Annotated in this window: 23 protein-coding genes; 13 read left to right on the forward strand and 10 right to left on the reverse strand. The window is 70.5% G+C overall.

Features of this window, described 5'->3' with window-relative positions; all coding sequences use genetic code 11:
- The first annotated feature begins 63 nt into the window (after positions 1-63).
- Entirely contained in the window at positions 64-1650 is a 1587-nt protein-coding gene (locus F4553_RS00915) for a Rossmann-fold NAD(P)-binding domain-containing protein (RefSeq protein ID WP_184830878.1), read from the forward strand.
- Positions 1647-2102, forward strand: coding sequence for a cupin domain-containing protein (locus F4553_RS00920; protein ID WP_184830880.1), 456 nt, complete (start codon positions 1647-1649; stop codon positions 2100-2102). Before F4553_RS00915 ends, F4553_RS00920 begins: the two co-directional genes overlap by 4 nt.
- Here the strand turns inward: F4553_RS00920 and F4553_RS00925 are convergent.
- From F4553_RS00925 to F4553_RS00935, 3 genes are all read right to left on the reverse strand, one after another.
- On the reverse strand, positions 2079-5642 hold the full coding sequence (locus F4553_RS00925; protein WP_184830882.1) for a CHAT domain-containing protein: 3564 nt from the start codon (positions 5640-5642) through the stop codon (positions 2079-2081). The two genes, F4553_RS00920 and F4553_RS00925, sit on opposite strands and share 24 nt — an antisense overlap.
- A 139-nt stretch (positions 5643-5781) precedes the next feature.
- The gene (locus F4553_RS00930; RefSeq protein WP_184830884.1) at positions 5782-6303 is read right to left on the reverse strand and encodes a hypothetical protein; all 522 of its coding nucleotides are present in this window, start codon (positions 6301-6303) and stop codon (positions 5782-5784) included.
- 28 nt (positions 6304-6331) lie between these two features.
- A complete protein-coding gene (locus tag F4553_RS00935; RefSeq protein ID WP_221469642.1) occupies positions 6332-6718 on the reverse strand; it encodes a hypothetical protein in 387 nt (128 codons plus the stop codon).
- A 636-nt stretch (positions 6719-7354) separates the two neighbouring features.
- Between F4553_RS00935 and F4553_RS00940 the strand changes: the two genes are divergently transcribed.
- Positions 7355-8371: a hypothetical protein gene (locus tag F4553_RS00940; protein WP_184830888.1), complete on the forward strand. Its 1017-nt coding sequence runs from the start codon at positions 7355-7357 to the stop codon at positions 8369-8371.
- Between the two features lie 20 nt (positions 8372-8391).
- On the opposite strand, the gene F4553_RS00945 is transcribed toward F4553_RS00940, so the two are convergent.
- From F4553_RS00945 to F4553_RS00955, 3 genes are read right to left on the reverse strand one after another with little or no spacing between them, the layout of a single operon-like run.
- Positions 8392-9237 carry an MOSC domain-containing protein gene (locus tag F4553_RS00945; RefSeq protein ID WP_184830890.1) on the reverse strand — a complete coding sequence of 282 codons (846 nt, stop codon included), beginning with the start codon at positions 9235-9237 and terminating at the stop codon, positions 8392-8394.
- 46 nt (positions 9238-9283) lie between these two features.
- Positions 9284-9700 carry an NUDIX hydrolase gene (locus F4553_RS00950; protein ID WP_184830892.1) on the reverse strand — a complete coding sequence of 139 codons (417 nt, stop codon included), beginning with the start codon at positions 9698-9700 and terminating at the stop codon, positions 9284-9286.
- On the reverse strand, positions 9681-10280 hold the full coding sequence (locus F4553_RS00955; RefSeq protein WP_221469643.1) for an NUDIX hydrolase: 600 nt from the start codon (positions 10278-10280) through the stop codon (positions 9681-9683). Before F4553_RS00955 ends, F4553_RS00950 begins: the two co-directional genes overlap by 20 nt.
- A 270-nt stretch (positions 10281-10550) precedes the next feature.
- Between F4553_RS00955 and F4553_RS00960 the strand changes: the two genes are divergently transcribed.
- Together F4553_RS00960 and F4553_RS00965 are read left to right on the forward strand one after the other, a co-directional pair.
- Complete coding sequence (locus tag F4553_RS00960) at positions 10551-10844, forward strand: methyltransferase domain-containing protein (protein WP_184830896.1); 294 nt, start codon at positions 10551-10553, stop codon at positions 10842-10844.
- A 248-nt stretch (positions 10845-11092) separates the two neighbouring features.
- On the forward strand, positions 11093-11593 hold the full coding sequence (locus F4553_RS00965; protein ID WP_184830898.1) for a hypothetical protein: 501 nt from the start codon (positions 11093-11095) through the stop codon (positions 11591-11593).
- A gap of 147 nt (positions 11594-11740) precedes the next feature.
- Here the strand turns inward: F4553_RS00965 and F4553_RS00970 are convergent, their stop codons facing one another.
- Positions 11741-13972 (reverse strand): glycoside hydrolase family 76 protein, encoded by a 2232-nt coding sequence (locus tag F4553_RS00970; protein WP_184830900.1) that lies wholly within the window; start codon positions 13970-13972, stop codon positions 11741-11743.
- Positions 13973-14137: 165 nt separating this feature from the next.
- Between F4553_RS00970 and F4553_RS00975 the strand changes: the two genes are divergently transcribed.
- Positions 14138-14584 (forward strand): CHAP domain-containing protein, encoded by a 447-nt coding sequence (locus F4553_RS00975; protein WP_184830902.1) that lies wholly within the window; start codon positions 14138-14140, stop codon positions 14582-14584.
- A gap of 30 nt (positions 14585-14614) precedes the next feature.
- Here the strand turns inward: F4553_RS00975 and F4553_RS00980 are convergent, their stop codons facing one another.
- Together F4553_RS00980 and F4553_RS00985 are read right to left on the reverse strand one after the other, a co-directional pair.
- Positions 14615-15649, reverse strand: coding sequence for a hypothetical protein (locus tag F4553_RS00980; RefSeq protein ID WP_184830904.1), 1035 nt, complete (start codon positions 15647-15649; stop codon positions 14615-14617).
- Positions 15646-16626, reverse strand: coding sequence for a transporter substrate-binding domain-containing protein (locus F4553_RS00985; RefSeq protein WP_184830906.1), 981 nt, complete (start codon positions 16624-16626; stop codon positions 15646-15648). The genes F4553_RS00980 and F4553_RS00985 overlap by 4 nt, the downstream gene beginning before the upstream one ends.
- 163 nt (positions 16627-16789) lie before the next feature.
- Between F4553_RS00985 and F4553_RS00990 the strand changes: the two genes are divergently transcribed.
- From F4553_RS00990 to F4553_RS01000, 3 genes are all read left to right on the forward strand, one after another.
- Complete coding sequence (locus F4553_RS00990) at positions 16790-17767, forward strand: hypothetical protein (protein ID WP_184830908.1); 978 nt, start codon at positions 16790-16792, stop codon at positions 17765-17767.
- A gap of 145 nt (positions 17768-17912) precedes the next feature.
- Positions 17913-19091, forward strand: a complete 1179-nt coding sequence (locus F4553_RS00995; protein ID WP_221469644.1) for a neprosin family prolyl endopeptidase — start codon at positions 17913-17915, stop codon at positions 19089-19091.
- Between the two features lie 17 nt (positions 19092-19108).
- Positions 19109-19537: a hypothetical protein gene (locus F4553_RS01000; RefSeq protein ID WP_184830912.1), complete on the forward strand. Its 429-nt coding sequence runs from the start codon at positions 19109-19111 to the stop codon at positions 19535-19537.
- Between the two features lie 41 nt (positions 19538-19578).
- On the opposite strand, the gene F4553_RS01005 is transcribed toward F4553_RS01000, so the two are convergent.
- A complete protein-coding gene (locus F4553_RS01005; protein WP_184830914.1) occupies positions 19579-19758 on the reverse strand; it encodes a hypothetical protein in 180 nt (59 codons plus the stop codon).
- Positions 19759-19820: 62 nt separating this feature from the next.
- Between F4553_RS01005 and F4553_RS01010 the strand changes: the two genes are divergently transcribed.
- From F4553_RS01010 to F4553_RS01025, 4 genes are all read left to right on the forward strand, one after another.
- A complete protein-coding gene (locus F4553_RS01010) occupies positions 19821-20522 on the forward strand; it encodes an SDR family oxidoreductase (protein ID WP_312875052.1) in 702 nt (233 codons plus the stop codon).
- 159 nt (positions 20523-20681) lie between these two features.
- Complete coding sequence (locus F4553_RS01015; protein WP_184830916.1) at positions 20682-21074, forward strand: nuclear transport factor 2 family protein; 393 nt, start codon at positions 20682-20684, stop codon at positions 21072-21074.
- A gap of 75 nt (positions 21075-21149) precedes the next feature.
- Positions 21150-24257 (forward strand): amino acid adenylation domain-containing protein, encoded by a 3108-nt coding sequence (locus F4553_RS01020; protein ID WP_184830918.1) that lies wholly within the window; start codon positions 21150-21152, stop codon positions 24255-24257.
- 207 nt (positions 24258-24464) lie between these two features.
- Positions 24465-26846 carry a protein kinase domain-containing protein gene (locus tag F4553_RS01025; protein ID WP_184830919.1) on the forward strand — a complete coding sequence of 794 codons (2382 nt, stop codon included), beginning with the start codon at positions 24465-24467 and terminating at the stop codon, positions 26844-26846.
- Positions 26847-26983: the final 137 nt, after the last annotated feature.

Raw genomic sequence — 26983 nt, forward strand, 5'->3', positions numbered from 1 at the left:
GGGAGCCGGAGTCACCCGAAAGCTTTATGACGATATTTGTTGATTCGGCGTAAATTTCAGTTCATGACGACGCCGGGCTGCTGCCTGCTGGTCACCACGGAGTTCCAGGCCTCTCCCGACGAGGCGGCCCTCCTGCTGCAGTCCCACGCGCGCCGCCTGGCCGACCTCGGCGCGAATCTCCAGCCGACGGGCACCCACTCCTACCACCTCACGCTTGCCGGCGGCGGCAGCGCGACGCTCGCCATGACCGGACCCGCCGACGCCAGGAGCCGCCCGGCCGCCACCCGCAACCTGGTGCTGCTCGTCGAGGATCGCGGCGGCACCACGCCTGAGCTGCTCGCATCCGTGATCAGAACCGCGGAGGAGGTCGGGTTCACCGGGACCGAATCGGCGGCGCTGCACGCCCAGCTGCCGCTCACCCTCGGCCTCGCCGCCGACTACCGCGCAGCCCGCCCGCTGGCCGGCATCGCGCTGATCATCACCGGGCACTTCGTCACCGACCTGATCCCGATGGTCGACGCGGCGATCGACCTCGGCGTCCCCGCCGACGCGATCACGGTCCTGCGCAAGGAGTACGCCTACCGCATGCGCCGCCGCATCGACGCCTCGCTCGCCGACCGCGGCGTCGCCGTGTTCCCGGTCGGCAAAACCATCGAGGGGGTACGCGACCACGCCCGCCGCGCAGCCGCGAAAGGCCTGCGCTGCCTCGCCGTCGACGACGGCGGCTACGTGCTGCCCGCCCTGCTCACCGACGCCGCCGAGGTACTGGCCGCCTACATCGGCGTGGTGGAGCAGACGATGTCGGGCATCTTCAAGCTCGAACCGTTCCCCGAGCTGCCGCTGCCCGTCCTGACCGTGGCCCAGTCCCGGCTCAAGGGCACCATCGAGTCGAACTGGATCGCCGACGCCGCGATCTTCAACATCATGGACCTCCTGCCCGACGAGAAGGTCGAGGGCCAGCCCGCCCTCGTCATCGGATACGGCAACATCGGCGCCGCGATCGCCGCGATCCTGCGCGACCGGGGCATGCGCGTCGCCGTCCACGACCGCGACCTCGTCCGGCTGATCGCCGCGCACGAGACCGGCTTCACGACCGGGCAGCACCTGCCCGCACTCCTCGCCGACCACGCTCCGCTGCTGGTCATCGGCACGACCGGGCGGACCAGCATGACTGCACCCCACTTCCTGGCGCTGCGCCGAGACTGCTTCCTGGCCAGCGTCAGCAGCCGGGACACCGAGTTCGACCTGCCGCGGCTCGCCGCGGCCGCCGTGTCCGTGGTGGACCTGGGCAACATCGGCTACCGCTACGAGCTGCCCGACCAGGTCGACGTCACCGTGCTCGCCGACGGCTACCCCGTCAACTTCCACCAGGCCGACAGCGTCACCAAATCGCACTCGGACCTCATCTGCGCCGCCCTCATGCTCGGCGCGTGCGTGCTCGCCCACCCCCGCCACGGCTTCGCGGACGGGCACAACGTGACGCGTACCGATCATGTGCTCGAAGCCAGCGGGCTGCTGGCCCACTACTACGACCTCTACGGGCCGCACAGCACCTCGCCGGCGATCGGGCGCTCGCTCAACCCGGCCCGATACCGGCCCCGACCGCTCGGCCTTCCCCTGCCCGAGATCCTCGTGGAGGCGTCACCATGACCGTCGGCAACCGTCCCGTACTCGCCGAAGTGCTTGGTTTGGAACCCCACCCCGAAGGCGGCTGGTTCGCCGAGACCTGGACCACCGCGCAGACCCTCCACCCCGACGGCTACCCAGGACCCCGGGCCGCGGCGAGCGCGATCTACTTCCTGCTGTGCCCGGGGGAGCGGTCGCTGTGGCACACCGTGCGGTCCGACGAGGTGTGGCTGTGGCATCGCGGCGGCCCGCTGGACCTCCTGCTCGGCGGCGACGGCGAGCAGCCCAGCGCGACCCCGACCGTCATCCGGGTCGGCCCGGCCGTCGAGAACGGCGAGCAACCCCAGGTGCTCGTCCCGGGCGGGGTCTGGCAGGCCGCCCGGCCCGCGGGCGACGTGGAGGTCCTCGTCAGCTGCGTCGTGGCACCCGGCTTCGACTATGCGGACTTCCGCCTATCGTCCGATGTGGAGGAATGACATCCACGTGCTCGGACGGGACCGGTCCCGGTCCCGGAGCTCCCGGACGGCGGCGTGCAGGGCGACGGCGCTGCGGCCGGGGTCCAGCACCCCGTCGGCGTCGCGCAGCTCCCGGTAGAAGGCCGTCGTCACCTGGAGGATGTGGGTGTCCAAAACGGTCCACAGCGTACCGACGACGTCGCGCCAGCCGGAGAAGTACAGCGCCGCCGCGAGACTGACGGCCTCATCGGGGACGCGCAGCCCGCCGGTCGCCGTCATGCAGGCGGCGAGGAAGGCGAGCTCGCCGGAGCTGCGCAGCGAGCCGAGCTCGGTGACGGTGAGCATCCCGTCGTGCAGCATGATGCCGCCCTCCGACGGCAGGCCGAGGACCTGGACGCCGTGGCAGCTCAGGTGCATGACGTCGAAGTCCGGCAGTTCCTCGCGGACCCGCCGGCGCGTCGCGTCCGCGCCCGTGTGCGCCACCACCGTTCCGGCGGGCAGGAGCGCGGTGAGTGCGGCCTGCTCGCGGCCGACGTTGAGCAGCCGCGGCATGCCCTCCGTCTCGGGCACGCCGACGAACAGCACCTGCTCGCCGCGCCGGGCACGCGGCCGCGGCAGCCGCGAGCGGATCAGCGCCGACAGGGTGGGGGTGGAGGACGAGACGACCCGGTCGACGACCGCGCGCCCGTCGTCCGCGCCGTGGTACCCCGCTGCCTGGAGGGGGAGCAGCGTCAGCGGTCCGGTGGGGCACCACCACAGGCGCTGCGAGGGGCCGAGGGCGAGGCTGTCCAGCACCGGCTCGGCGATCACGTCCCACAGCCACTCGACGGTCCCGTTGAGCGTGGTCTCCAGCCGGTCCAGGGTCTGTGCCGTGAGGTCCGCCTCCTCGAATTCGCGCAGTGCGTCCAGGTAGGCGTTGGACCTGGCGTACACGTCGTGCTTGGTGAGGCCCGCCAGCGGCACGACCGCGAGCCCGTGCGGACCCACGATGAGCGCGTCGCACCGCCATCCGCTGACGTTGATGATGGCGACCGGCCCTTCGGCACCGGCGGCGAGCAGCTCGTCCACGCCCGGCGGGGCGAGGAACGAGGCGAAGCCGGGCAGCTCGCGGATGGTCGTGGTGAGCCGGTTCCACCGGTGCACCATCTCCACCCGGCCCTCGACCGCGGGATCCTGATGAGGGACGGCATGGCCCAGCATTCCCGCCGCCCACATGCCACCCGGCTGGCGGTCGATCGCCTCCCGAAGCTCACGCAGCTGCTCGGCGAGGTCGGGATGCGCGCCCGCCAGCTCGCCGAGGTCGGAGTCCGTGTCGATGAGCTGCTGCCAGAGCACCGCCCGCCCGTGCTCCAGCACCTGCAGCGCCAGCCGCTCGTCCCCGGCCTGGAGCGCGCAGGCGGCCGCGTCGGCGGCGAGGGTCGGCCACGCGGCGAGGGCACGCTCGCCGTCGTGGCGGGGCATGCCGACCATGGCGACGAGGGGCAGCAGCGCTACGCATCGCGCGTAGACCTGCGCCGCCTCGGACCACCGTCCCGCCCGGGCGAGGGCCTCGCCGAGTTCGGCTCCCGCTCTCATTCGCATGTGGGCCGGTACGAGTTCGTCGGCGAGGGTGTCGGCGGCGAGTCGGTTGCTCTCCTCGATCCGCGCGTCCCCGGCAGGCAGGAGGCGGAGCGCGGTGGCGAGGTTGCCAACGCGCCGCCCGTGCTCGATGTGGTCTGCCGGGGTGAGGGCGAGGCAGCGCCGGAGGGCGTCGACGACGAGCTCGAGGTCCTCGGCCGAACCGGTCCGCCGCCAGCGGAGATGCAGCGTGGATCCGAGGTTGGCGTAGAGGACCGACGCGGTCTCGACAGTCGTGTGGTTGCTGGCGGCAAGGCGCCCGGTGTGCTCGATCGCTCGGTCGAGGACGGCCGGGTCCTCGTCGGCCTTGGCCGCGCGCAGCATGGCGAAGGTGAGGGCGACATCGGCGGTGTGATGCCTCAGATGCGACGGCGGATAGGCGTCCCGCGCGTCCGTCAGCGCCTGGACCGCCGCACGGAGGTCGTCGGGGTCCTCGGTGATCTCGTGCCGCGCGATCAGGCTCTTGCCGAGGCTCTCCAGCGCCGGCCCGGTGTCCGGGGGGAGCGTTGCGCCATCGAGGGCGAGTCGGCACAGCGCGATGCTTTCTTCGAGGTCCTGAGCGGCGCCGCTGTGCTCGAACCGGGACCGCAGGGCGATGGAGAAGTTGGTCAGCTCGCGGCACAGGTCCGCGGTCCAGGGCTGCTCCTTGGCGAGGTCCGCCCTGCGGTAGGTGTCGATGGCGGCGTTGATGTCCGCGATGTCCCCGAACGCCTGGAACCTCGTGCAGTACGCCCCGGCGAGGTCCAGCCGGAGCTGGAGGTTGCCGGGGACGACCGCGAGGGCCGCCGCGCCGAGCTGGACCGCCTCGGTCAGGTCGGGTGGTCCTCCGCGGGCGAGGTAGCGCAGCTTCAGCGACTCCATCATGCTGATGGCGACGAGGTCCTGGCGTGGGGAGCGGGGTCCGAGCAGGGCCCGGGCGCGCTGCCCGAGCTCGATGCTCCGATCGAGGTCGGCGATGTCTCGGAAGTGCTCGAACCGCAAGGCGAGCACGCCCATGACGGTCGCGGCCCGCACGGCGAAGTCGTCGACGTCGGTGATCGCCGCGTCGCAGGAGAGTTCCCCAACGGTGATGGCGTCGTCGAGGTGGGTGCGGTCCCCGCTCTCTGTGTAGCGCAGCCGCAGGGCCCAGCACAGGCCCGAATACACCTCGGCCAGGTCGTCGTGGTCAGGTTTGCGGACCGCCTCGATCGCCTCCCGCAGGATCGTCACGGCGTCGTCCAGGTCGGTTGCGTCGCCGGTCGCCTCGTACCGCAGGGTTCTCATCGCACCGGCCGCCCGGGCCGAGAACATGAGCATCGACTGGGCCCACTCGCGTGCGTAATCCAGCGCCTCGTCTGCGGCGCGGCCCGCCTCGGCCAGGTCCTCGGGGGTGCCGGGTCCGACCTGGTAGCGCACCGCGACGCAGGCCGACAGCACACCCCTGGCCTGGGCGCCCAGATAGGTGTCGGAGCACGTGACGGCGCAGGCCACCCGTGCCAGATCCACCGACCGGTCGATCGTCGCCCGACTGAGCTGATCCTCCTGCATGAACAGGTGCCGGGCGTGCAGCGCGAGGTTCATCCAGGGCCGTACGCCCACACTCGCCGCGAGCACGGCGACCAGGTCGATCAGGTCCGGGGGTACGCCCGCCGGGTCGCGCCGGTGGACCAGCGCGTAGAGGGCCATCGCCCGGTACGGGTCGAGCGGGTCCGCGACCGTCCCCCGGCGCCGGTAGAACTCGGCGAGGACGGCGCGAACTCCGTGCACCCGGCGACCGCCGAACCGCCGCCGCAGGATCCGGTCCCACCGTCGCGATGCCGTCATCGGCCGGAGGGCCGCGAAGAGCTGATCCGCCGCTGCCCGGGCCTCCCCGGACAGCAGATGATCGATGTTCCCGTCGTCGCTGTGGCGATCCAGGCTGCTCTGGACGGCGGCGGTGAGCTGCCGGTACTCGCCACGCTTCATCCATCGCCCCGATCAGCTTGGGATCCGCTCATCGTAGCCACTCGATGCACCGGGTCCCGCGCGGCACAGCCGAAGGGCGGCGCTCACCCCGTAGATGCGCGCCGCCCAGTCGTTGGCCTATCAGTTATTCGGTCGATCCTCAGCTGTGGGCGAACTGCGCGTTCTTGCTGGCGCCCAGCAGCGTGCCCGAACCCGACTGCTTCCAGGTGCAGGGCGAGATGTAGTAGCCCTTGTACCAGGAGATCTGGTATCCGTGCGAGCCCATCTCGATCCAGCCGGTGCTCTGGTTCGACGGGACGGTCCAGGTGTAGCCGATCGTCGTGGTGACCTGCGAGGACAGGCCGACGGTGACGCCGACCGACGTGCCGACCTTCGCGAACACGACGCCCGCGTCAGCGCTGACGGTGGTCTGCAGCGAGCCGCTGACCGTGGTCGACTGGCCCTGGGAGATGCTCAGGGTGCCGCCGGCCTGGCCGTAGACGCGGGTGTTCGGGTTGCCGATGTAGCGGTCGGTGTGGGACTCGTAGTAGAACGTCCCGGTCTCGCAGACCCGGGCAACGGCGCCGTCGCTGGCCGAGGCGGACGATGCCGTCGCGGCGTTCATGCCGGCGATTCCTGCGACCAGGGCTACCGCGGCCATGGTCTTCTTCAGAGTGAACAAAGCGGTCATCCTTCTCAAGGGGGTTGTATCAGGGGGTTGTCGTCGGGAGGGGTTTGGCTGCGGTGAGCCCGTACAACGTCACGAAGTACTTCGTGTTCGCCGGCGCCGTGACATGCACGGTGACCGGCGGCGACGAGCGATCGATCGCCGGTGATTCGTAAGTGTTGATGTTCGGGCCGCCGCAGGAGTCGCCTTCGGTCCAGATCTGATCGGGATCGACGGCCGAACCCAGCTCGACGCGGTAGTGCGTGGCGGCATTGCAGGTGATCACCACAATGACCTTGTCGTACTTCCCGGTGCCGACCACCGGCCAGGACTGATCGCCCTCGCCTTTCTGGTCGAACAGCACCTGGGCGCGGCGAACGCTGTCAGGGGCGAGGTCCGGATGCCGGACCCACCAGCTGGCCGCGCTCACCGGCTCGGCTGCTCCGAACGCGCTGTCGGAGCTTCCGGGCGTTGCTGCCGTCGAGGGAGAAGCAGCGGTCGGCGATGGAACCGCTTTGTCGGAGTTCACGGAACACCCAGCCAACAACGCACTTCCGACAAGTGCAATCGTCACGCTGAGTGACATCAAATGCCGTCGCATGGTAAAGCCTCCCCGCTCGTCAGCGGCCTGCTCGGGCCGCTTGGCTCGATGAAGTTATGTGCGGGGAAAATATTTGGCAACACCCCGAGTGAGCCACTCGGGTACCTCTAGCTGGCAAAACAATCCGAAGGGATGTTGCTTGATCGTCTAAGTTGCCCTAGGATCGCGTGCACGGTCACGCCTGGGCGGTGTCGTGGGTGACCGAGGCATTGCACTCGATATGGCGATTACGGAGAGTTCGATATCTGCCCGGGGCTATGTCGATGAGTCGACGACGCCGGAGCCCGCCGAAAGCCGCCGCCGACCACCGGCGTCCACTCAGGACCTGTTCGTCAGTCCACAAGGGCGGGTCGCGTACCAGCCCAGACGCCGGACACCGGCGGATCCGGACCCCTGGACGCGGCCTTGCGCGGGCCGACTATCGTCCATTTTCACCGGTGAGATCACTCGGATAGGGAGCCCTCGTTGCGTTCACCAGCCCGTTCGGTCCGTCGCGCCGCCGCCGCGATCGTCGTGGCGCTCCTCGCCGTCGGCTGCACACCGACGGAGCCCCCCTCGGGCGATCTGCCGTCGACGGCTCCGTCGGCGCCGGCGGTCGACCGAGTGCCCCTACCCGCCTCCTGGTCGCCGAAGACGCCGCCGGGCACCTACGCGGTGGGCTACTACGCCGGCTCGGTCACGCTGAGCTCGACGCCGTTCGTGTCGCTCAGCTGGCGCTTCGACACCGCGCACCCGGACCAGAGGTCGGAGCTGCTGCAGGCCGCCCGCGACCGGGCCGAGGAACACGGATCCACCGTCACCGAGCAGCGCTGGGCGAACGGGTTCGGCATCACCGTCGACGACCCCGGTACGTACCGGTTCTCCGACCTCAGCCGGACCCATGTGGTCGTCAACGGCGCGCTGACCTGGGTTCTGACCGCCAGCCGAGAGAACCGTGAGGAGGGTGTGGCAGTCATCGATCGGCTCGTCCAGCTCGCCACCCCTCGGGTCGGCCAGCTGAGCGGCGAGTGGCCGGGGTCCGTCCTGACCCCGGGCCTGCCCGTGGAGCTGCACGGCGCCTTTTCCCGTGAACCGGCCATCATCAACACCTACATCGTCGATCTGCGGTGGAACGGCGGCGGTGCGAGCAGCCGGGTCGAGCTGCGCCACGACCTCAACGGCCTGTCGCAGACCCAGCACGAGAACAACATCGAGCATGCCCGCCAGGACGGTCTGCGGATGGAGAGCATCCAGATCGCCGCGTCGACCGAGGCGGTCTGCGGGCAGCCGCTCACCGGCCCCTTCAGCCAGGGCTTCGCGTTCACGAAGGGCGATCCGGCACGCCCGGCCGCGCTGGGCATCGTCGCGGTGGGTCGTACCTGGAACGTGCGCTTCGCGACGACCGTTCCCGCCGGTGCCGACCGCCGCAGCGCGCCGTGGCAGGCGGCCCTGGCCGCGCCAAGCGACATCTGCAACACCTGGCACTGGTTGCCGACAGCCTGACCGCGCGGCGGGCGGTCCGGTCAGTCCAGCACTTCCACGGTGTCGCCGACGCTGACCGTGCGGCCGTCGGGGGAGGGCTCGCCCGCCTCGTCCCGCACCGTCAGCTGGAGCCCGAAGAGGAGCTCCTGACCGGCCTTCCGGTGGGTGGCGAGCGTCCGAAGCGGCTCCCGTCCCCGCTCCCCGGTCTCCTGGTCGATCGTCGCGACCACGCAGCGGGCACACTCGCCGACGCCGTGGAACTCGGCACCGCCGATCCTGATCCACCGGCCGACCCAGTCGGCCTCGGCCCACGGCTCGGCACCGCTGACCACCACATTGGGCCGGAACCGGGCCATCGGCAGCGGTCCCTCGTCGCTGCCCGACTCCAGCAGCCAGCCGTTGAACGCGTCCAGCGACGCGGTGGTGGTCAGCAGCAGCGGGGTGCCGTCGGCGAAGCTGATCTCGGCGCTGGAGCCGTCGGGAACCCGCCACGGAACGACGCTGCCCGCCGGCTCGCCGAGCCAGACCAGCCGGGCGGTGCTCCCCAGCAGCTGAGCGAGCCAGTCATCCGCCTCGGGGCCCGCGGCGCGGACCGGTGCAGGCGGCCGATCCCGGTAGACCCTGGCCTCGATCGCCTCGCCGTCGATCGGTTCGGCGAGGTCGAGCGTGGACAGCCCGGGCGCGTCCAGGGTCAGCCCGCCGGGCCGGGAGACCGCCCGCATCGTCACCAGCTCCGGGTGCTGGTGCTGGGACAGCCCGAGGCCGTGCTCGTCCACGATCAGCCAGCGCCGGTCGCCCTCCAGGCCCCACGGTTCGACCCGCGCCGTGTCGCGGTCCATCCGGTGGCACCCCTTCACGGGATACGTATGTATCGATGCAACCCGCATCCAGCCAGGATGACACGACCCAGCGGGACGCGGCTAGCCTCGCTGGTCATTTGTCCTTGAGGGCGGAGTCGAGGTACCGCTGAACAGGTTCGAAGAGCGGATACGGCACATACTCAGTCAGGAGGGCCGTCGTGCACCAGGCGACCGCGTCCAGTTCCTCTTCGTCGGCGACGTGCGCGTTGCCGGCGACCGCTTCGCAGGCGATGTAGGCCATGGTGCGCCCCGTGGTGGGGTGGACCCGGTCGCCGATGTATCCGACGGCCCGCACGGTCAATCCGGTCTCCTCGGCGGTCTCGCGGACGGCAGCCTGCTCATCCGACTCGCCGTCCTCGACCTGGCCTGCGGGGAACTGCCAGGACAGGCTGCCTTCCGTCACCCGGCGACGCACCATGAGCACCCGGCCGTCGTGGACGATGACGGCGGCTGCGATCGCCGGGCGGGAGTCAGGCGGCTGCTCGGTCATGGGACTTCTCCAGGGCTTCGATGATCGGCCGATGGATGGTATCCGCGGGAACGAACTTGGCCAGCTTGGTTATCGGAACCCAGGTCACACTGACGTTCTCGATCATGTCGTTGTTCTCTGCGACACCGGCGAGGTACTCGCAGAGGAAGTACTCGCAGTACACGCTGGTGACAGGGTGCAGCCGAGCCCCGAGGCTGCGTGAGACCGCGCAGTGAACGCCCGTCTCCGACAGGGTTTCCCTCACTGCCACCGTGCTCGACAATGCTCCCGGCTTGACGACCCCTGCGGGGAACTGCCAGGCGATGCCCTTTCCGTCGTCCCCACGTCGGCAGACCAGCAGGACGGCATCTTCGTGGATCACGATCGCTATCGCCACGGTGAGGGCTTCGGCTCCGGTCCATGCCATTCCGATCTGACTGATCGATTCGAACCGTTGGCGGGCGGCACCGGGAGCCCGTTCCAGGGCGACGTCGAGCACCTCCTGATAGTCCTTGCTGGGTTTCATCTCCGGACGGCTGCTCCACTCGGCGACGGCGCGTCGGCTCACTCCCAGGTGCGAGGCGAATGCCTCTTGGGTCATGCGTAGCGCCTCTTGAAGGGCGTGTGCGCTTCGTCCTGTCCACTCATTGACAACGCTCACGGAGACTCCACCCGATCGTCCGAGGTCCCGATTCTAGGCGACTGGTGGGACGGTCGATTGCCCGCATCATCGATGTCCCGCCGGTGCATTCCGCAGGCGGTTGCCTGCACAGTCGCTGCACCGTGGGTGCATGGGTTGTCGAGTCCATCGACGAGATGCTTCCTGCAGATCTTCGACCATTCGCGTCAAGCATTCCACCGGAGGAACCTGATGTCCGACCTGATCAATGCGGCGATCACAGCCGTGCCCCGCGACCACTACACCGACAGCCCGCCACCCAGTTCCATGTCGCCCTCCGTCGCGGTGCAGTCCACGTTCGAACACGAGCTACTCCGGGCTGAGCTCCGCCGGGGGATGCGGGTTCTGGAGGTCGGTACCGGTACGGGCTACACCGGCGCGCTTCTCGCTGAAATCGTCGGGCCATCCGGTCACGTCGTGTCGATCGATGCCGACTCCGGCCGGACAGAGCGGGCGGGCAGACGCACGCGACACGGGATGTACTGAATCTGACCCTCGTCACCGGTGACGCCACGCTGGGCACGTCGGGGCATGGTCTCTTCGACGTAGTGGTCAGTTGGAATGCTGCGACTCACCTGCCCGCGTCGTGGGTCGTGCAGACTCGTCCCGGCGGCAGGATCGCGACACCTGTATACCTGGCGCCGGTGGCCCACTCCATCAGCCACGTCACCCTGACCGTCGACGGTCAAGGTCAACCGACAAACCCTGTCCTGGGTACGGCATCTCACCTCGACATGAGCACCGAACTCGACACCCGTACTGGGATGCCGCAGTTCTACGTCGACGCTCACGCAGGCAAGGAACGTGCGTGGATCTCGGCAGCCTGGCGAGGCACGGAGGATCTCGCCCACCCGGCTGCCGCACTGGCTCTGCTCCGTCACCCGAACTTCACCGCCGAGCACGCCTTCTCCATCGACGACGCCGAGCAGGCCGAGCTCTGGAAGAACTTCCGCGCCTACTGCGTCGCCCTCGACAGCGGACCGCAATCGAGCCTGACCGCGTTCGGAACCGGCGGCCCCAGATGGATCACTGCTATCGGATTCAGCAGCGCCCGTAACGCTGCCGTCCTCACCTCGGACGGATGGCTGCTCGGCAACCGCGAGGACTCCTCCGCCGTCATGAAACTCCGCGACTTCCTCGCCGGCTGGGAAGACGCCAAGCGCCCGGGCCCGGAAGTATTCACGGCCCAGCTGGAACAGCACACGGCTGGATGGTCAGTCGTGGCGACGGTCTAGGCGGCGATCGCTGACGGATATTCGTGCCCCCAGAGCAGCCGCAGTGCGGGTGACCTGGCCGGTGTCGAGCCCCACCTGGTCGAGAGTGCCGCAAACTGGCAACGACATCGGCAATGCGCGTCGATCAGGTGGGCTTATCTGGACTGGTCAGGCGGGCAACCGCCACACTTGAGCTGCCGCGCCCGTGCAGTCGCGGATCTCCAGGCGGGTCCCGTCGGCCGTCGCGCCGCCGGTCGGGTTCAGGCACCGCCCCGACTGCGGGTTCCGCAGCGCTCCACCGGCCTGCGCCTGCCACACCTGCGCACCGGTGCCGTTGCAGTCCCAGAGCTGGATCTTCACCCCGTTCGCCGTACCCGAGCTGGTGATGTCGAGGCACTTCCCCAGCGCGCGGAGCGTTCCGTCCGTGCCCACCGACCAGATCTGCGCATTGCTCGTGTTGCAGGTCCAGAGCTGGATCGCGGTGCCGTTGGCGGTCGCGCCCGCCGCGACGTCGACGCACTTGTTCGCGATGCCCGCGATGGGCCCGGTCCGCCCGACGCCCGCGGCGAGCAGGGCGCTCAGGGCACTGGCCTGGGTACGCCAGTCGCGCACATTGGGCGCCTCACCGCTCCAGTGCTGGCCGAGCTGGTTGAGGCTGTCCCGGCTCGCCGACCAGATCGTGTTGGCCTGCGTGCGGATGAAGGGCAGGTAGGCCCCGGACGTCACCTCGTTGAGCTCGGAGAGGTAGCGCAGCATGACGCCCTTGAACTGCTTGGCGTTGTCGTCGCAGGTCTGTCCGGGCAGGTCGCAGCGCTCGGTGAGCACGCCGCCGCGCACGAGGTCGGCGGAGGTGGTGCCCGCGTCGGCGAGCCGCCGCGCGGTGGTGAGCAGGGCGGCGTTGCCGGTGGCCCGCCACAGCTCGACGGCGGCGCCGATCGCGAGGCCCTGGTTGTAGGTCCAGACGGGCTGGCCGTTGTTGGCGCAGCCCTGGGTGAGGCCGTCGTTGACGAGCCCGGCGGCGTTGATCATGCCGCTGGCGGCGAACCAGTTCCACGCCGTGTTCGCCTTCGCCAGCCACGCGGTGTCGCCGCCGATCCGGTTGTGCAGGGCGGCGGTGAGCCGGATGTAGAGGCCGTTGGTGACGGCGTTCTTGTAGGTGCGCTCGCGGTTCCACCACACGCCGCCGCCGCAGCTGCCCGGGTCCCAGAACCCGGCGACGTAGTTGGCGATGATGACGGCCTCGTTGAGGTAGGCGGTGTCGCCGGTGAGGTCGTAGGCGCGCACCCAGGTCAGGCCCCACCAGGCGACGTCGTCGATGGCGCGGCTGATGAAGTGGCCCTCGATCGCGTCGGAGGAGCGGACCCCGGCCGGGAACGCGACCCGGTTGACCTCGAAGGTGCGCGCCACGATCCAGAGGTGGTCGCGGCGCCCGGTCTGCTTCATCCAGTCGGTGACGGTCGCGAGCGCGACGGCGGAGTTCCACCAGCTCGACGGCCACCAGGCGGTGTCGGCGGCGTAGGACCACATCAGCGCGTCGGCCGCGGCTGCGGCCCGGTCCGCGCCGGGCCGCGCCCAGGCGGTGCAGGCACCGCCGGATCCGGAGACCGCGCGGCCGCAGGCTCGCACCGCTCCGCCGTAGAGCTTCTGCGCCGGGTCACCGACATTGAATTTCCGGGTACGCGTCCCGCTGCCGCCCGCCGCGACACCGACCCTGCCGAGCGACGACCCGCCCGGCCAGCTGGCCCCGGCGTCGAAGGACCGATCCAGCCACACCTCGTCGCCGGCCGCCCCGGTGTCGATGCTGCCCCAGGCCAGGCCCCGGTCGTCGAAGTGCAGGACGACGCGGCGCCCGGAGATCGTGGCCGCCGCGACGGGCTGGCTGTCGCCGGTGCCAAGCGCCGGATCGGAGCTGTCGCAGGCGACGGCGCAGATCGCGGGGTAGGCCCAGTCGGTGCAGACGACCCCGGCGCCGTCGCCGCAGGCGCGCAGTTGGCCGCGCCGGTGGTGCACGGGATCGGAGAGGTTGAACATGAGGGTGCGGGTGCCGGTCCAGGTGCCCGGGATCGTCGCCTTGCCGAGCAGCCCCTCCCAGGTGGCGCCGCCGTCGAAGGAGCGGTCCAGCCACACGCCGTCGCCGGGCAGTCCGGCGTCGATGCTGGCCCAGGCCATGGCGTCGGCGTCGGAGACGTGCAGGACGACCCGGCGGCCGTTGACCTGCTTCTCCGGGACGGGGAAGGTCTCCTGCCGGGCAAGCGACGGGTCGCGGGTGTCGCAGTGGACGGCGCAGACCGTCGCGGCGAGCTGTGTGCTCGCCGCCGTCGCGGGTTCGGCGGGCGGGGCCGGGACGAGCGTCCCCGCCAGGATGAGCGTGGCCATGGCCCGTGCCGCGAAGCTGCTCATCGCCGAGGTCCTCTCGGAAGCCCTTTAACGTTAAAGCAGCGTATTGTTCGAGAAATGCAAATGTAAACAAAGTTTCGTGCCGACCTCGTGCCGCCGCCCCGGTGCGAGCGTTCAGGTGCAGAAATGGGTGCTGATGCCGGGCCGGGACATCCCTAGCATCGAAGCATGACGATTAAAAAACTGGGGGCTCGCCGGTGGAGCCTCCTCCTCGCGGCGGTGCTCTCCGCCAACGCCCTGTCGATCGTGGCCCCGGCCGCACCCGCCCAGGCCGCGGCCTTCTGCGAGTGCGTGAAGTACGTCAAGACCCGGTACACGCTGACCCACGTCGGCGACGCCTACCAGTGGGAGGGCTTCCTTCCGCTGGAGGGCTGGACCAAGATGACCGTCGGCACCGCCCGCGTCGGCGACATCGTGGTCTGGGACCAGTGGGAGATGCCGCAGTGGGGCCACATCGCCATCGTGCAGGCGATCTACGGCAGCAGCCAGGGACTGTCCATGGTGTTCCGGGGCTCCAACCAGGCGGGCACGAAGTTCACCCAGAACAACTGCAACAACGTCAGCGACTGGAGCTCCACCACCGCCTGGGGCAACGCCTCGTTCTTCCACAAATAGTGCGAACAGGCGCGGTGGGGAGTCAGCTCCTCACCGCACCTCGGCGGGTGCGGCGATGCGGCACTGCGGGTCGATGCGGACCTGCGGGCGTACCTGCCGGCCGCTCGCGCTGAGCAGCGAGTCCTCGACGTGGTAGGTCCGGACCCGGGTGGTGAAGGCGGGGATCTCTCGCGCCGTCCCGCACAGCACGGTCGACACGACGTCGCCGATCGGGACGTAGCGTACGCCCCCGTGCTCCTGCAGGATGACCAGGTGCGCGTCGTTCGCGGTGATCACATATCCGCGGATGAACTCCGGCGGCGCCTCGGGCTCGGCGCTCGCCTCGGCCTGGACCTGGGTCTTCGTCACCGTCAGCGGCAGGATCGGGGTCCTGATCGCCGAGTCGGCGGTCGTCGCGACCACGCCGAGCAGGGCCACCAGCGCGATCGTGGCGAAGGCACGGGCGAACCGCTCCGGCACCGGCCCGGCGACCCCCAGCGCGACCAGCGGTGGCAGCGCCAGCAGCACGGCGACGAGGTGCTCCCGGGCCGCCCAGGCGTCGAGCACGGCGGGGCCGACGAGCCAGGCGTACCCGGCGAGAGCAGCGAGGGTCAGCGCGGTCGCCGCCTGCCACCGGCCGTGGATGCGCCACGGCGGGCGCTGCACCACGGCGACGGCCGCCGGGACGAGCAGCGGCAGGTAGAGGATCTTCCAGGTGAGCAGCGCCAGGACGAAGGCGACGACCACGATCGATCCCGGTGCGGAGAGCGCGAGCCGCAGCACCAGCGGCGGGAATTCGCGCAACCGGCTCTCCGGCGGGGCCGCGTCGAGCGCCGCCCAGAGGATGCCGCCGATCGCGAAGAGCGCGATCAGCACCACCGTGACGAGCTGCGTCACGGTGGCGAAGAGCGCGGCGGCGAGGTTGGCGGGGCCGACGTTGGAGACGAGCAGCAGGGTGATCTGCAGCTCGCCGCCGGACTCCACCCACAGCCGCAGCACCGAGAACGCGGCGGGCAGGCCGACCACGAGGGTCCAGAACGCCTCCCGGTGCTTCACGCGGCCGGAGGAGGTGGCGCCGCTCGTCATCGCGGCGCCGCCTTGGAGTCGTAGTCGGCGAGATCCGGCGCACCGGTGATGGTCGGCTGCGCCCGGTAGCGGCCGTCCAGATAAGGCCCGATCGTGCGGTCGTAAGCGCGCAGCCAGGGGCTGTTCAGCTTGTTCTTCTGCCATTGGCTCAGGAAGTAGTTGATCAGCCCGCGGAGCGCTTCGTCGCCGTTGGGGGTCGCGACACCGATCCGCTCGCTCGTATCGGCTATCTCCAGCGGCAGGATCTCCCACCGCTCGGAGTCCTCGGCCTTGAAACTCGCCAGGATCTGCAGGTCGGTGCTGTAGGCGTCGTACTTGCCGGACTTCATGCCGTCCTTGCACTGGGTGTCGTCATTGACCGGCTCCGGGCGGATCTCCTTCGAGACCAGCGCCCTCTCCGAGGTCGACCCGGTGCCGGTGCAGACCCGTACCCCAGGCGCCCGCAGGTCGGCGATCGTGTCCAGCGCCTTGGTGCGCACTTTGCTGACGAGGACGGCCTGGGGGACCAGCAGGTAGGGGCCAGCGAAGTCGAAGAGCTTCTCTCGCTCCTCGGTGATGGAGAAGCTCGCTACGACCATGTCGGCGGATCCGCTCTGCAGCACCTGCTGGCGGCTCTGCAGCGTCGACACCGTTACCCAGTCGATCTCAGTCTCGGCGTAGCCCAGCTCCTTGGCGAGATCCCTGGCGATCTCGATCTCGAAGCCGCTGTACTTGCCGGACTTCGGGTCCCGGTAGCTGAGGAAGGGCAGCGTGGTGCGTACCCCTATGCGCAGGGTTGGTCTGTCCTTGAGCGTGGTGGACTTCTCCCGCAGCGATTCGACGGTCTCCTTGGGCGGGGTGTCCTGCGCGCATTTGGCGGCGCCGACCAGCAGCAGCATCGTGATGACGCTGACGACGGTGAGCATGCTGCGCCAGCGGCCGGCCCGTCGGCGGGTGGTGGCAGGACTCGGCACTGAGTCGGTTCCGATCTCGTCCATCGGCGTCCCCTTCACGCTGAGAGATCACGGCAGCGCAGTCCTCGATCGATGAGCAACCGCATCGACACGAAGGGTAGTTGAGCATGGAAATAGACGACTACGGTACGAGCGGGTATTGCTGCGGATCCGACGCTGTCGTACCGGCTTCCTATGATCGTCCACCATGACCCGCACCACGCCGCCGCGACCGCTGGACATCGAGGGGCTCTTTCCCGAGCTGGGGGAGCACTCCGCGACGGCGACGCGGCTGCATCCCCGGCCGGGCGCGCCGACGGCCGCGGACAGCTCGGTGGGCGGCCCGCTGCTGTGGCCGGCGGGTGAGAGCTGGCCGGTCTGCACCGACGGCGCGGACCACTACATCTCGGAGCTCCGGACCCCGGCGTCGGTCCGCCGCGACCGGGAGATCTTCGCCGCGGCTGCAGCGCGGGCGGCGAGCGGCGACCGCTACGACCTGACCGACGCCGAGCGCGCCGAGGTGCCGGACTACGACTTCTCCGAGCCGGACGACCTGGTGGAGCAGCCGATCCCGCTGGTCGCGGTGGCGCAGCTCTACCGCCGCGACGTGCCCGACTTCGCCGGCCCCGACGGCACCGACCTGCTGCAGGTGCTGTGGTGCCCACTGGACCACCCGGAGGAGGGCTACAACCCCCGCGTCCGGCTCTACTGGCGGCGCAGCGGCGACGTGGTCGATCCGCTGGAGCGGGCGCCGGAGCCGCCGGTGGTCAACGACGCCTACCTGCCCACCCCGTGCGTGGTCTTCCCCGAGCAGGTCCGCGAGTACCGGTACGCCGCGCTGCTGCCCGCGGAGCTCGAGACCCGGATCAGGGCGTGGGAGGGCGGCGGGCTCAGCTACCAGTCCGACCTGTCGCTGGCTCCTGGTTGGAAGGTGGGCGGGTTCGCCGGCTGGTCGCTGACCGATCCGCTGCCGATGGACTGCGCCGAGTGCGGCGCCGCGATGACGCTGCTGTTCACCGCCGCCTCGGGGGAGTGGGACGGCGGCAACGGCAGCTGGCGGCCGGTGGAGGAGCCGGAGACGGCGTCCTGCGATCCCACCGGGGTCACGATCGGCCGGGGCTACTCGCTGCACGTCTTCCGCTGCCCGGCGTCCTTCGAGCATCCGCACAGCACCGCCATGCAGTGATGCTGCGGATCTTGTAATAGTTGATGATGGATGCGTAGGATACGACGAATTTAGTGATGATCAAAGGTTTATGTCGCATATTCGGCGCCACGGTTCCCAGCTGATTGACGCATCGACAAACATGTGAACTATGCGGAAACTCCCGATGATTGCAGTGGCAGGGCTGGTGGTCGCCATGACGGCGGGACCTGCCCGAGCCCAGTCCAGCAGCTCGTTCGAGGCGTTCATCGCTTCCACCGCGGCTGCGCACGCCACCTCCGGTGCCGACATCGACAAGCAGTCCTACATCCTCGACCTCTACCGGGGTGTGAAGGTCGACAAGACCTACGTCGAGGACGGCAACTACTTCGACTGCGTGCGGACCGAGACACAGCCGTCGCTGCGCGGCAGGGCACCGGCGACGCCGCCGGAGGCCACGACGATGGGGAAGGGGACCGACGACGTCCCGGCCGGCGTGGTCGGTGCGTCCCAGGTCGTGCACTGCGCGGCGGGGACCATCCCGATGCAGCGGGTCACCCTGGAGCGGATGGCGAAGTTCGCGACGGTCAAGGACTACCTGGCGAAGAAGCCGGGCGGGGCCGCGACCCAGGCCGCGCACCGCTACGCCTACGGCGCTCAGAACGTCACCAACTACGGCGGGAACTCCTGGATCAACCTGTGGAACCCGTCGGGCGAGTTCACCCTCACCCAGCACTGGTATACGGCGTACCCGACGCAGGGCACGCAGAGCGTCGAGGGCGGCTGGGTGCACTATCCCGGCAAGTTCGGTAACAACGCGGTGCTGTTCATCTTCTACACCCCCGACAGCTACGCGCACGGCTGCTACAACCTGGAGTGCAGCGGCTTCGTGCAGACGAACACCAACTGGAGCCTCGGCGGCGCGTGGTCGTCCTACAGCACCTACGGCGGCACCCAGTACGGCTTCCAGCAGCAGTGGAAGTACTACGCGGGCAACTGGTGGCTCTGGCTGCGCGGATCCGGTGCCAACCTGGAGCCCGTCGGCTACTACCCGGGCACGCTCTACGGCGCGGGCACGATGAGCTCCAACGCGACCTGGTCGAAGTTCGGCGGGGAGACCTGCTGCGCGTCGCCGTGGCCGCAGATGGGCAGCGGCAAGCTCCCGAGTACGGGCTTCGGGCAGGCCGCCTACCAGAACACGATCTTCTACATCTCCAGCAGCGCCAGCGGCGGCACCGGCGTGTGGTCGTCGCTGACGACCTCGGAGACCCATCCGGCCTGCTACAAGATCGCTTACACGCCGGCGTCGAGCGGCGGCAGTTGGGGCACCTATTTCTATTATGGTGGACCTGGCGGTTCCTGCTGAGGATCGGAGGTGGGATCGTGCGCAAGCTGCTGACATCGCTGACCCTGCTGGTGCTGACGGCCGGGTGCGGGCAGTCCGCCGGCGCCGGCCCCACCCCCTCACCGCCGCCCTCCTTCGACTCCTTCCTCGCCTCGGTCCGTGCGGCGGAGTACAGCGACTACGCCGGCACCGCGGTCGCGGGCGCGCCGGAGTTCGAACAGATGCGGCAGTACCTGCTCGACCGCTACCAGGCCGTGCGGGTGACGAAGACCGTTCAGGACGGCGACGCCGCTGTCGACTGCACGGCCGGCCCGGCCGCGAGCGGGGAGGCGGGGCTGTGTCCGGCCGGTTCCGTGCCGATCCGCCGCACGACGCTCACCGATCTGACCCGCTTCGCCCGGCTCGAGGACTTCCTGGCCAAGGCGCCCGGCGGCGGCCAGGAACCACCGAATCCGAGCAGCACCTGACCGGAAGCGGTGCGGTCCCGCGTCGTCGGGCCGGTCGGCTGTCAGGACCGCCGAGCGGCCGGGAGCTCCGGCCGCCGCTGTGCCGGCGGGCTGCGCAGAGCTGCAGTGGCGGCCATCGCGGCCCGCCGCAGCTGCTCCAGCACGAGCGGATCGGAGGGTTCCGCGTGCCAGGTGACGGTGATGGCGCCGATCGGCCGGGGTGAGCATCCGTGCACGAGCACGGCGCTGTCCCAGGTCCCGTAGAGCCCGACGGCGATCGCCCCTGTCCGGTCTCGGGGCGCGAGTGGCCGTGACGGGCCGCCGGCAGGAGAACCTCGACGAGGCCGCGCGGACGGCACTGGACCTGCACGGCGCGACACTGCTGCCGATCGTGGCGCACACCGGTGACGGCGACGCGCGCGGCCGCGCCGTGGACACGGTGCTGGCCGAGCCCGGCCGCCTCGACATCCTCGTCTTCAACACCGGCATCAACCCGGTCCGCAACGCCTCGCTCATGCAGACGCCGCTGTCGGCGTTCCAGCGAATGCTGGAGACCAACGTGATCGCCGCCCTCGGTTACGCCCAGCTGGTCTGGCAGGCGTGGATGGCCGACCACGGCGGATCCATCGTGCTGATGAGCACCGTCGGTGCGAGCGGTTCGTTCCGGCTCGGCGCCTACAGCGCCACCAAGGCAGCCCTGGCCAAGCTGACGACCGACCTCGCCGATCAACTCGCCCCGGGGGTACGGGTCAACGCCGTCGCGCCCGCGTTCAGCGACACCGCGTTCGCCGACGCCGTGATCAGCATACCCAGGGATCAGGTGGCGGCCTCGTACCCGATGGCGCGGATGGGCATGCCCGGCGATGTCGCGGCGGAGGTCGCCTACCTGGTCTCCCCGTCGGCGGGATGGATAACCGGAGTGACCCTGCCCGTCGACGGCGGAAAGTCCATCGCCACCGTCACCCATGACCGGCCACACCCCGCCGTGGGCCAGCAGGTCCACTGACCAGGTGCGTCGGGCGCGGGACGGACGTGGCCGCCCGCAACATCTGGACCGCCCCTCCGACAACTTTCGTAGGCCCTGAACTGTTGCGGTTGCCGCCGAGCCGGCCTCATACGGTCGATGAAGGCAGCCATCGGGGCTGCCGGTGACGTTGGAGGCGCCATGGATGTCGGTGACATCGAGAAGACTGTCCGCGCCGTATACGAGGCGTTCAACACCGCCGACGGCGCTCGGCTCGACGAGCTGTTCGCCGACGAGGTGGTGATGGTCGTGCCGGGCGCCACCGCGGTGTCGGGCACTTTCGAGGGCAAGGCGGCGGTCTTCGCCGCGTTCGCGCTGATGGGTGAGCTGACGGGCGGAACGACGCGCGCGGAGATCACCCGGATCCTCACCGACGCGAGCGGCGCGGTGGTCATCGCCGTGGACCACGCGACCCGCCACGGCCGGGACGTCATGGCGGGGTACGCCGACGTGTTCGACATCGAGGACGGCCGGGTGCGCCGCCTCCAGGTCTATCCCGCGGATCCCGCTGCCATGGCCGACTTCTGGCGCTGATCGATCGGCGTCGACCCAGCCGGACTGGAAGACCTTTCTCTCAGCCGGTTCGGTCCGCCCATTCTGGAGGAATCTGTGACCCCCGACCTACACCACGGTGTCGGTGCGGACCAGCGTGACCTGGCTGACGCCGTTCATGCGTGGAACCGCACCGATGCCGCCTACCCCCGCGAGCTGACGATCGATGTGCTGCTCGATGACGTGGCGGCGGCGCACGCCGACCACCTCGCCGTCTGCTGGGACGGCGGTAGCTGGACCTACGCGGAGTTCGTCGAGCTCTCGGACCGGATAGCGGGCGGCCTGATCGCAGCCGGTGTCACGGCCGACACGGTCGTGGCGCTGATCGGGCCGCGATCGGCGCAGGCGTGTGCCGCGATGGTGGCGGTCCTGAAGACCGGCGCCGCCTACCTGCCGCTCGACGAGTCCCTGCCCGAGGCCCGGCTCCACCTGATGGTCGAGATCGCCAGGCCGGTGGTCGGCATCCGGCTTCCGGGCGCGGGTGAGGCGACCGCAGGCCTGCTGCCGATCGCGGACTTCGCCGATCTCGCCGCGCACGCACCCGCGGCACCGGACCGGAAGGGCGCCGATCCCGGTTCGGCCGCGTATGTCATGTTCACCTCCGGTACCACGGGCCGCCCGAAAGCGGTCGTGGTCACCCACCGCGGGGTGGTGCGCCTGTCGGTCAACAACGGCTTCTTCCGCCTGCGGCCCCAGGACCGGGTGATGCACGCGGCGAGCATCTCGTTCGACGCCGCGACGCTGGAGCTGTGGCCGACCCTGCTCAACGGCGCCACCGTCCTCATCGCCGAGACGGAGCTGCTGCTCGCCGCGGCGGCACTGCGGACCTGGATCGACCAGCGCAAGCCGACCGCGTTGTTCGTCACGACGAGCGTATTCCACCGGCTGGCGCTGGACCGCCCGGATGTCTTCGCCGGAATCGGCCAGGTTCTGACCGGCGGCGAGGCGATGAACCCGCACCTGGCCCGGCAGGTTCTGCGGCACGGCCCGCCGGGGCGGCTGGTGAACTGCTACGGCCCGACCGAGAACACCGTGGTCGCCACCGCCCACGACGTCACCGAAGTGTCGCTGGGCGACGCCGACGTGCCGATCGGCCGACCGATCGCCAACACCACCTGCTATGTCATGACCGCCGACGGGGCCCTCGCCCCGCCCGGAGCCGAAGGCGAGCTGTATGTGGGAGGCGACGGGCTCGCCACCGGGTACCTGGACGATCCGGCGGAGACCGCCGCGCGCTTCGTCACCGCCGCCCCCACGGGGCGACCGCTGCGGCTCTACCGCACCGGGGACATCGTGACGTGGTCGGACGACGGCGTCCTGCACTACCGGGGGCGCAACGACCAGCAGGCGAAGGTACGCGGTGTCCGCCTGAACCTCGACGAGATCAGCACCGCGCTGTCCCAGTGCGACGGTGTCGGCAACGCCGCCGTCGTGACGGTGGACGACGAGGTGAGCCGTACCCTGGTCGCCTTCTACACCGCGGCCGACGCGGTGAGCGCGCCCACGAGGACGGTGCTGCGGCGGCAGCTCGCGGGCATCCTGCCGGCGGTGGCCGTCCCTGCGGGATTCCACCTGCTGCCGCAGATCCCGCTGCAGCCCAGCGGGAAGGTCGACGAGGCTGCCCTGCGCCGGTTGGCGGTCGAGTCGTCCGCGCCCGTCGACCGGACGGGTGCGGAACTGCCGGACCGGGTCGCGAGCCTGTGGCGCGAGGTGCTGCGGCTCGGCGGCACGGCCGTCGGCGCCGACTTCTTCGACGACGGGGGAGACTCGCTGCGGGCGGCGCAGCTGACCAACCAGGTCATCGTCTCGCTGGGCCTCGACCCGGCGTACGGGCGGTACCTGATCGACTCCCTGCTGCGGCAGCCGAGCCTGGACGGGTTCACCGACGCGGTCGCCCGGGCGGCCGGCGGCATCGCCGCCGTCGACGGCGGCGCCGAGGACGACGCGCGCTGGCTCGCCGACATCCACCTGCACGCCGCTGGGGCGACGGCGGACCGGGAGGCACCGCAGTGGCGCAACCCCGAGCACCTCCTGCTCACCGGCGGGACCGGGTTCTTCGGCTCCTACCTGCTGCGCAGCCTGCTGGACCGGACCGGGTCCCAGATCCACTGCCTGGTCCGGGCCCGCGACGACGCTCACGCCCTGGCCCGCCTGCAGCAGGCCCAGCAGCGGTACGGCCACCGCGGCGGCCTGCCTCTCGACCGCGTCCGTGCCGTGGCGGGCGACCTGCGTACGCGCCGGTTCGGGTGGGACGACCAGCGGTGGCAGGAGTTCACCACCCGCATCGACGTCGTCCACCACAGCGGTGCGCACGTCAACTTCATCTATCCCTACGAGGCCCTGCGTCCCACGAATGTGGACGGCGTACGCAACCTCATCGAGTTCGCCCGCACTGGACGCGGCATCCCGGTGCACTACATCTCGACGATCGCGGTGCTCGCCGGGAGCGGCTCCGCAGGGATCGGGCAGGTCACCGAGGACACCCCGCTCGGTCACGTCCAGCGACTGTCGATGGGGTACCCGGAGAGCAAGTGGGTCGCCGAACAGCTTCTCCGCACCGCGTACGCGGAAGGGCTGCCCGTGGTGATCCACCGCCCCTACGAGATCTCCGGCAACACCGTCGACGGCACCTGGAACACCGAGGCGGCGATCTGCGCCTTCTTCAAAGCCATCGCCGAGATGGGCAGCGCCCCGGACATCGACCTGCCGCTGGACTTCGTCCCCGCCGACTACCTCGCCGACGCCGTCGCCCACCTCGCCACCACCCGCGCGCCGGCCGGGCAGACGTACCACCTGACCAACCCGCAATTCGCGTCGCTGGACGCGATGGTGCGGCGTCTGCGCGCGCACGGCTACCCGGTCGCGGTCCAGCCCTACCGGCAGTGGGTCGGCGCGCTCACCGAGTTCGCGGCCGACCATCCCGAACACCCCATCGTCGCGTTCGTGCCGATCTTCACCAACCACGCCGCGGCACGCGACATCACGGTCAAGGAGCTCTACGTCGAGGGGACCTTCCCGGCGTTCACCCGTACCCACGCCGACCGGGACCTCGCCGACGCCGGCCTGACCTGCCCGCCCGTGGACGCGGACATGCTCGACGGCTACATCGCGTACTTCCAGCGGTGCGGCTTCCTCGCCCCCGCGACCGCCGGCCTGAAGCACTGACACCCGGCTGGCGGAACGGTTTCGCGCGCGCCCTGCCCACGTCTCGACGTGGGCAGGGCGCCGCCCGTTGACCCGGTAGGGCATCCTGGCAGGAGACTGCGGCAATCTGCGGACATCGAATGGAAGCGCCGAAGGCGGGATCACGTGCCGGACCAACCTGAGCACACGCGCGGTCCTTTCGCCGCGCCCCGGCCCGGGAGCCTGCCCGTGACCAAGGTGGACGAGCGGGTCCCGGTCCAGCTCGACGCCACCCGCGTCGAGTACGGCGCCGCGTCGCCCAGCCCGGCGGAGCTGCCCGAACCGGTCCTCGCCCGGTTCCAGGCCGTCAGCTACCTCGGCGACGGCGGCGAGACCCAGGGCGTCTGGCTGGTCACCGACCGCTCCTCCGGCCAGCACCGGGTGGTCAAGGTATACAAGGAGTCGGTACGCCCGAACGACGAACTGCTGCAGCTGCTGCGCGTACCGCCGGATGGTGCCCTGTCGCCGCACCTGGTGGGCCTCTACGAATGGGGTGTGCACACCAACGCCTGGGGCGCGACCCGGTGCTGGGAGGTCCAGGAGTTCGCCGCACACGGCTCCCTGCTCCAGCTCGCCCAGACCGAGGGCCCGAAGCTGCCCGAGGCGCTGGTCCGCACGGTGCTGATGCAGGTCACCGAGGCGCTCACGTACCTGCACACGCAGATCAGGACCGGCCGCGGCACCGGTCTCGCGCACCGCGACATCAAGCCGGACAACATCCTCGTCCGCCGGCGCGAGCCGCTGCGCCTGGTCCTGGGCGACTTCGGGCTGGTGACCGCAGTGCGCGCCACCCGCATCTCCAACGGCACCGGCGGCAGCCCGCTCTACCAGGCGCCGGAGACGTTCCACCGGATGAGCGAAGGGCTGCAACAGGACTGGTGGTCGCTCGGCATCATGCTGGTCGAGCTGCTGACCGGCCGCAACCCCAACTACGGTGCCGGTGCCGGCAACGATCCGCGCGCCCTCTACGAGCACCTGACCTCCTATGACGTCGACCTGAGCCGGGTCACCGACCCGCGCTGGCACCTGCTCTGCCGCGGGCTGCTCACTCGCGAGCCGACCCTGCGGTGGGGCGCGGCGGAGGTCCGGGAGTGGCTGGCGGGGCAGTCGCCGACGGTGCACGCGACCAAGGGCCGGATCGTCCGGCCGTTCCTCGTCGCCGGGACCCCGTGCGCCACCCCGGCCCAGCTCGCCGCGACGATGTCGGCGCACTGGAGTTCGGCGACCGCGCACGTCCGCGACCCGGGGTGGCTGGCGGGCCTGCGCCAGTGGCTGGAGCAGGAGCACCCCGACACGCGGCTGCCGCAGAGCCTGCTCGCGGCGGCAGTCACCACCGAGGCGCAGGCCGATCTGCGGATAGCGCAGATCATCGCGGTGATCGACCCGAAGCTGCCGCCGGTCTTCCGCGGCCACCCCGCCGACGCGGCGGGCCTCGCCAGGCTCGCCCAGGCCGCGCAGCGCCACGACCAGGCGGCCGTCGCGGTGATCGGGGCGATCGGCCGGGACCTGCTCGCCGCGCTCGCCCAGCACCGGTGCACGGGCCGCCACCCCGGCTGCACGGGTCCGCTCGGCTGCCGGGTGCTGGCCGAGGCGGCGCGGGAGCTGCCCGACGCGCGGTCGGCGCTGGCGCAGCGCACCGCGGCCCTCCTGGTGCACGTCGGGTCGCTCCCCGAGCTGGCGCCCGCGCAGGCGGTGCTGTTCCGGGCGCTCGTCGACCCGGACTTCCGGGCGAAGCTCGCCAAGGCGCTGCGGCGCGGGCCGTCGACGGTCCCGTGGTGGGCGGCGCTGGCCGCCGAGTCCAAGAACGCTCTGACAGCCGGCGGACGGATCGCCGCCGCGGTGCTGGCGAGCCTGCTGGTCGATTTGGCCTCGGCGCAGGCGGCGCGGCTGCAGGGCACTCCCGCGCCGGGCGGTGCCGCCCCCTGGCAGGTCCAGCGGCCGGCCGGGTGGAACGTGGTCGTGGCGGGGCTGCGCGCAGCCGTCGCTGATCTGGTCAACATCGCCATGATGGTCGCGCTGCTGTACCTGACGACCTTCACCGTCCACCTCGGCTACCGGCTCGTCGACACCGACTTCGACTGGGGGAGGACGACCGCGCTGGCCGGGCAGTTCGGTGCAGTGCAGGCCGTGGTGCTGCCGCCGATCGCGCTGGTGATGGCGCTGCTGCTGATCCGGCCCGCCGATCCGCGGGCGGTCACGGGCAGGCTGCGGCTCCTCATCCTCCTCGTCGCCGCGGGGATCGTCACGGCGATCCACTTCCACCGGGAGGAGTGGCTGCGGTTCCCCGTGGTCATCGCGCCGCAGAACTTCGCGTGGCTGGCGGACTTCCACGCCTTTCTCGGCTCGGGCACGATCCCGGTGATCGGCGCCGTCTATCTGCCGGTGATCGTGGTGCTGCTCGTACAGCTCGGGTCGCGCGGCAGGCGCACTCCGTCGGGCGGCCGGTACCGGGTGATGACGGCGGTCCGGACGCTGACCGCCCTCGCCGTCGTGACCCTGTTCGTGCTCGGGGCCGTCGGATGGGCCCCGGTCACGCAATTCGCCGAGAACCCGCTGCTGCTGTGGGAGTGACCGAGCCGCGGTGAGGTCATGCGCCGTGGTCGTGCCGCTCGCGACCGCGGGTGCCGACCGTGCCCCCGGCGCTTGCTGCGCAGGACGACACGCTTCGAACACTCATATATCCAGTAAGATCGATGCTGACGTGTGCC

Source organism: Allocatelliglobosispora scoriae (assembly GCF_014204945.1).
In the GTDB taxonomy this organism is placed as follows: domain Bacteria; phylum Actinomycetota; class Actinomycetes; order Mycobacteriales; family Micromonosporaceae; genus Allocatelliglobosispora; species Allocatelliglobosispora scoriae.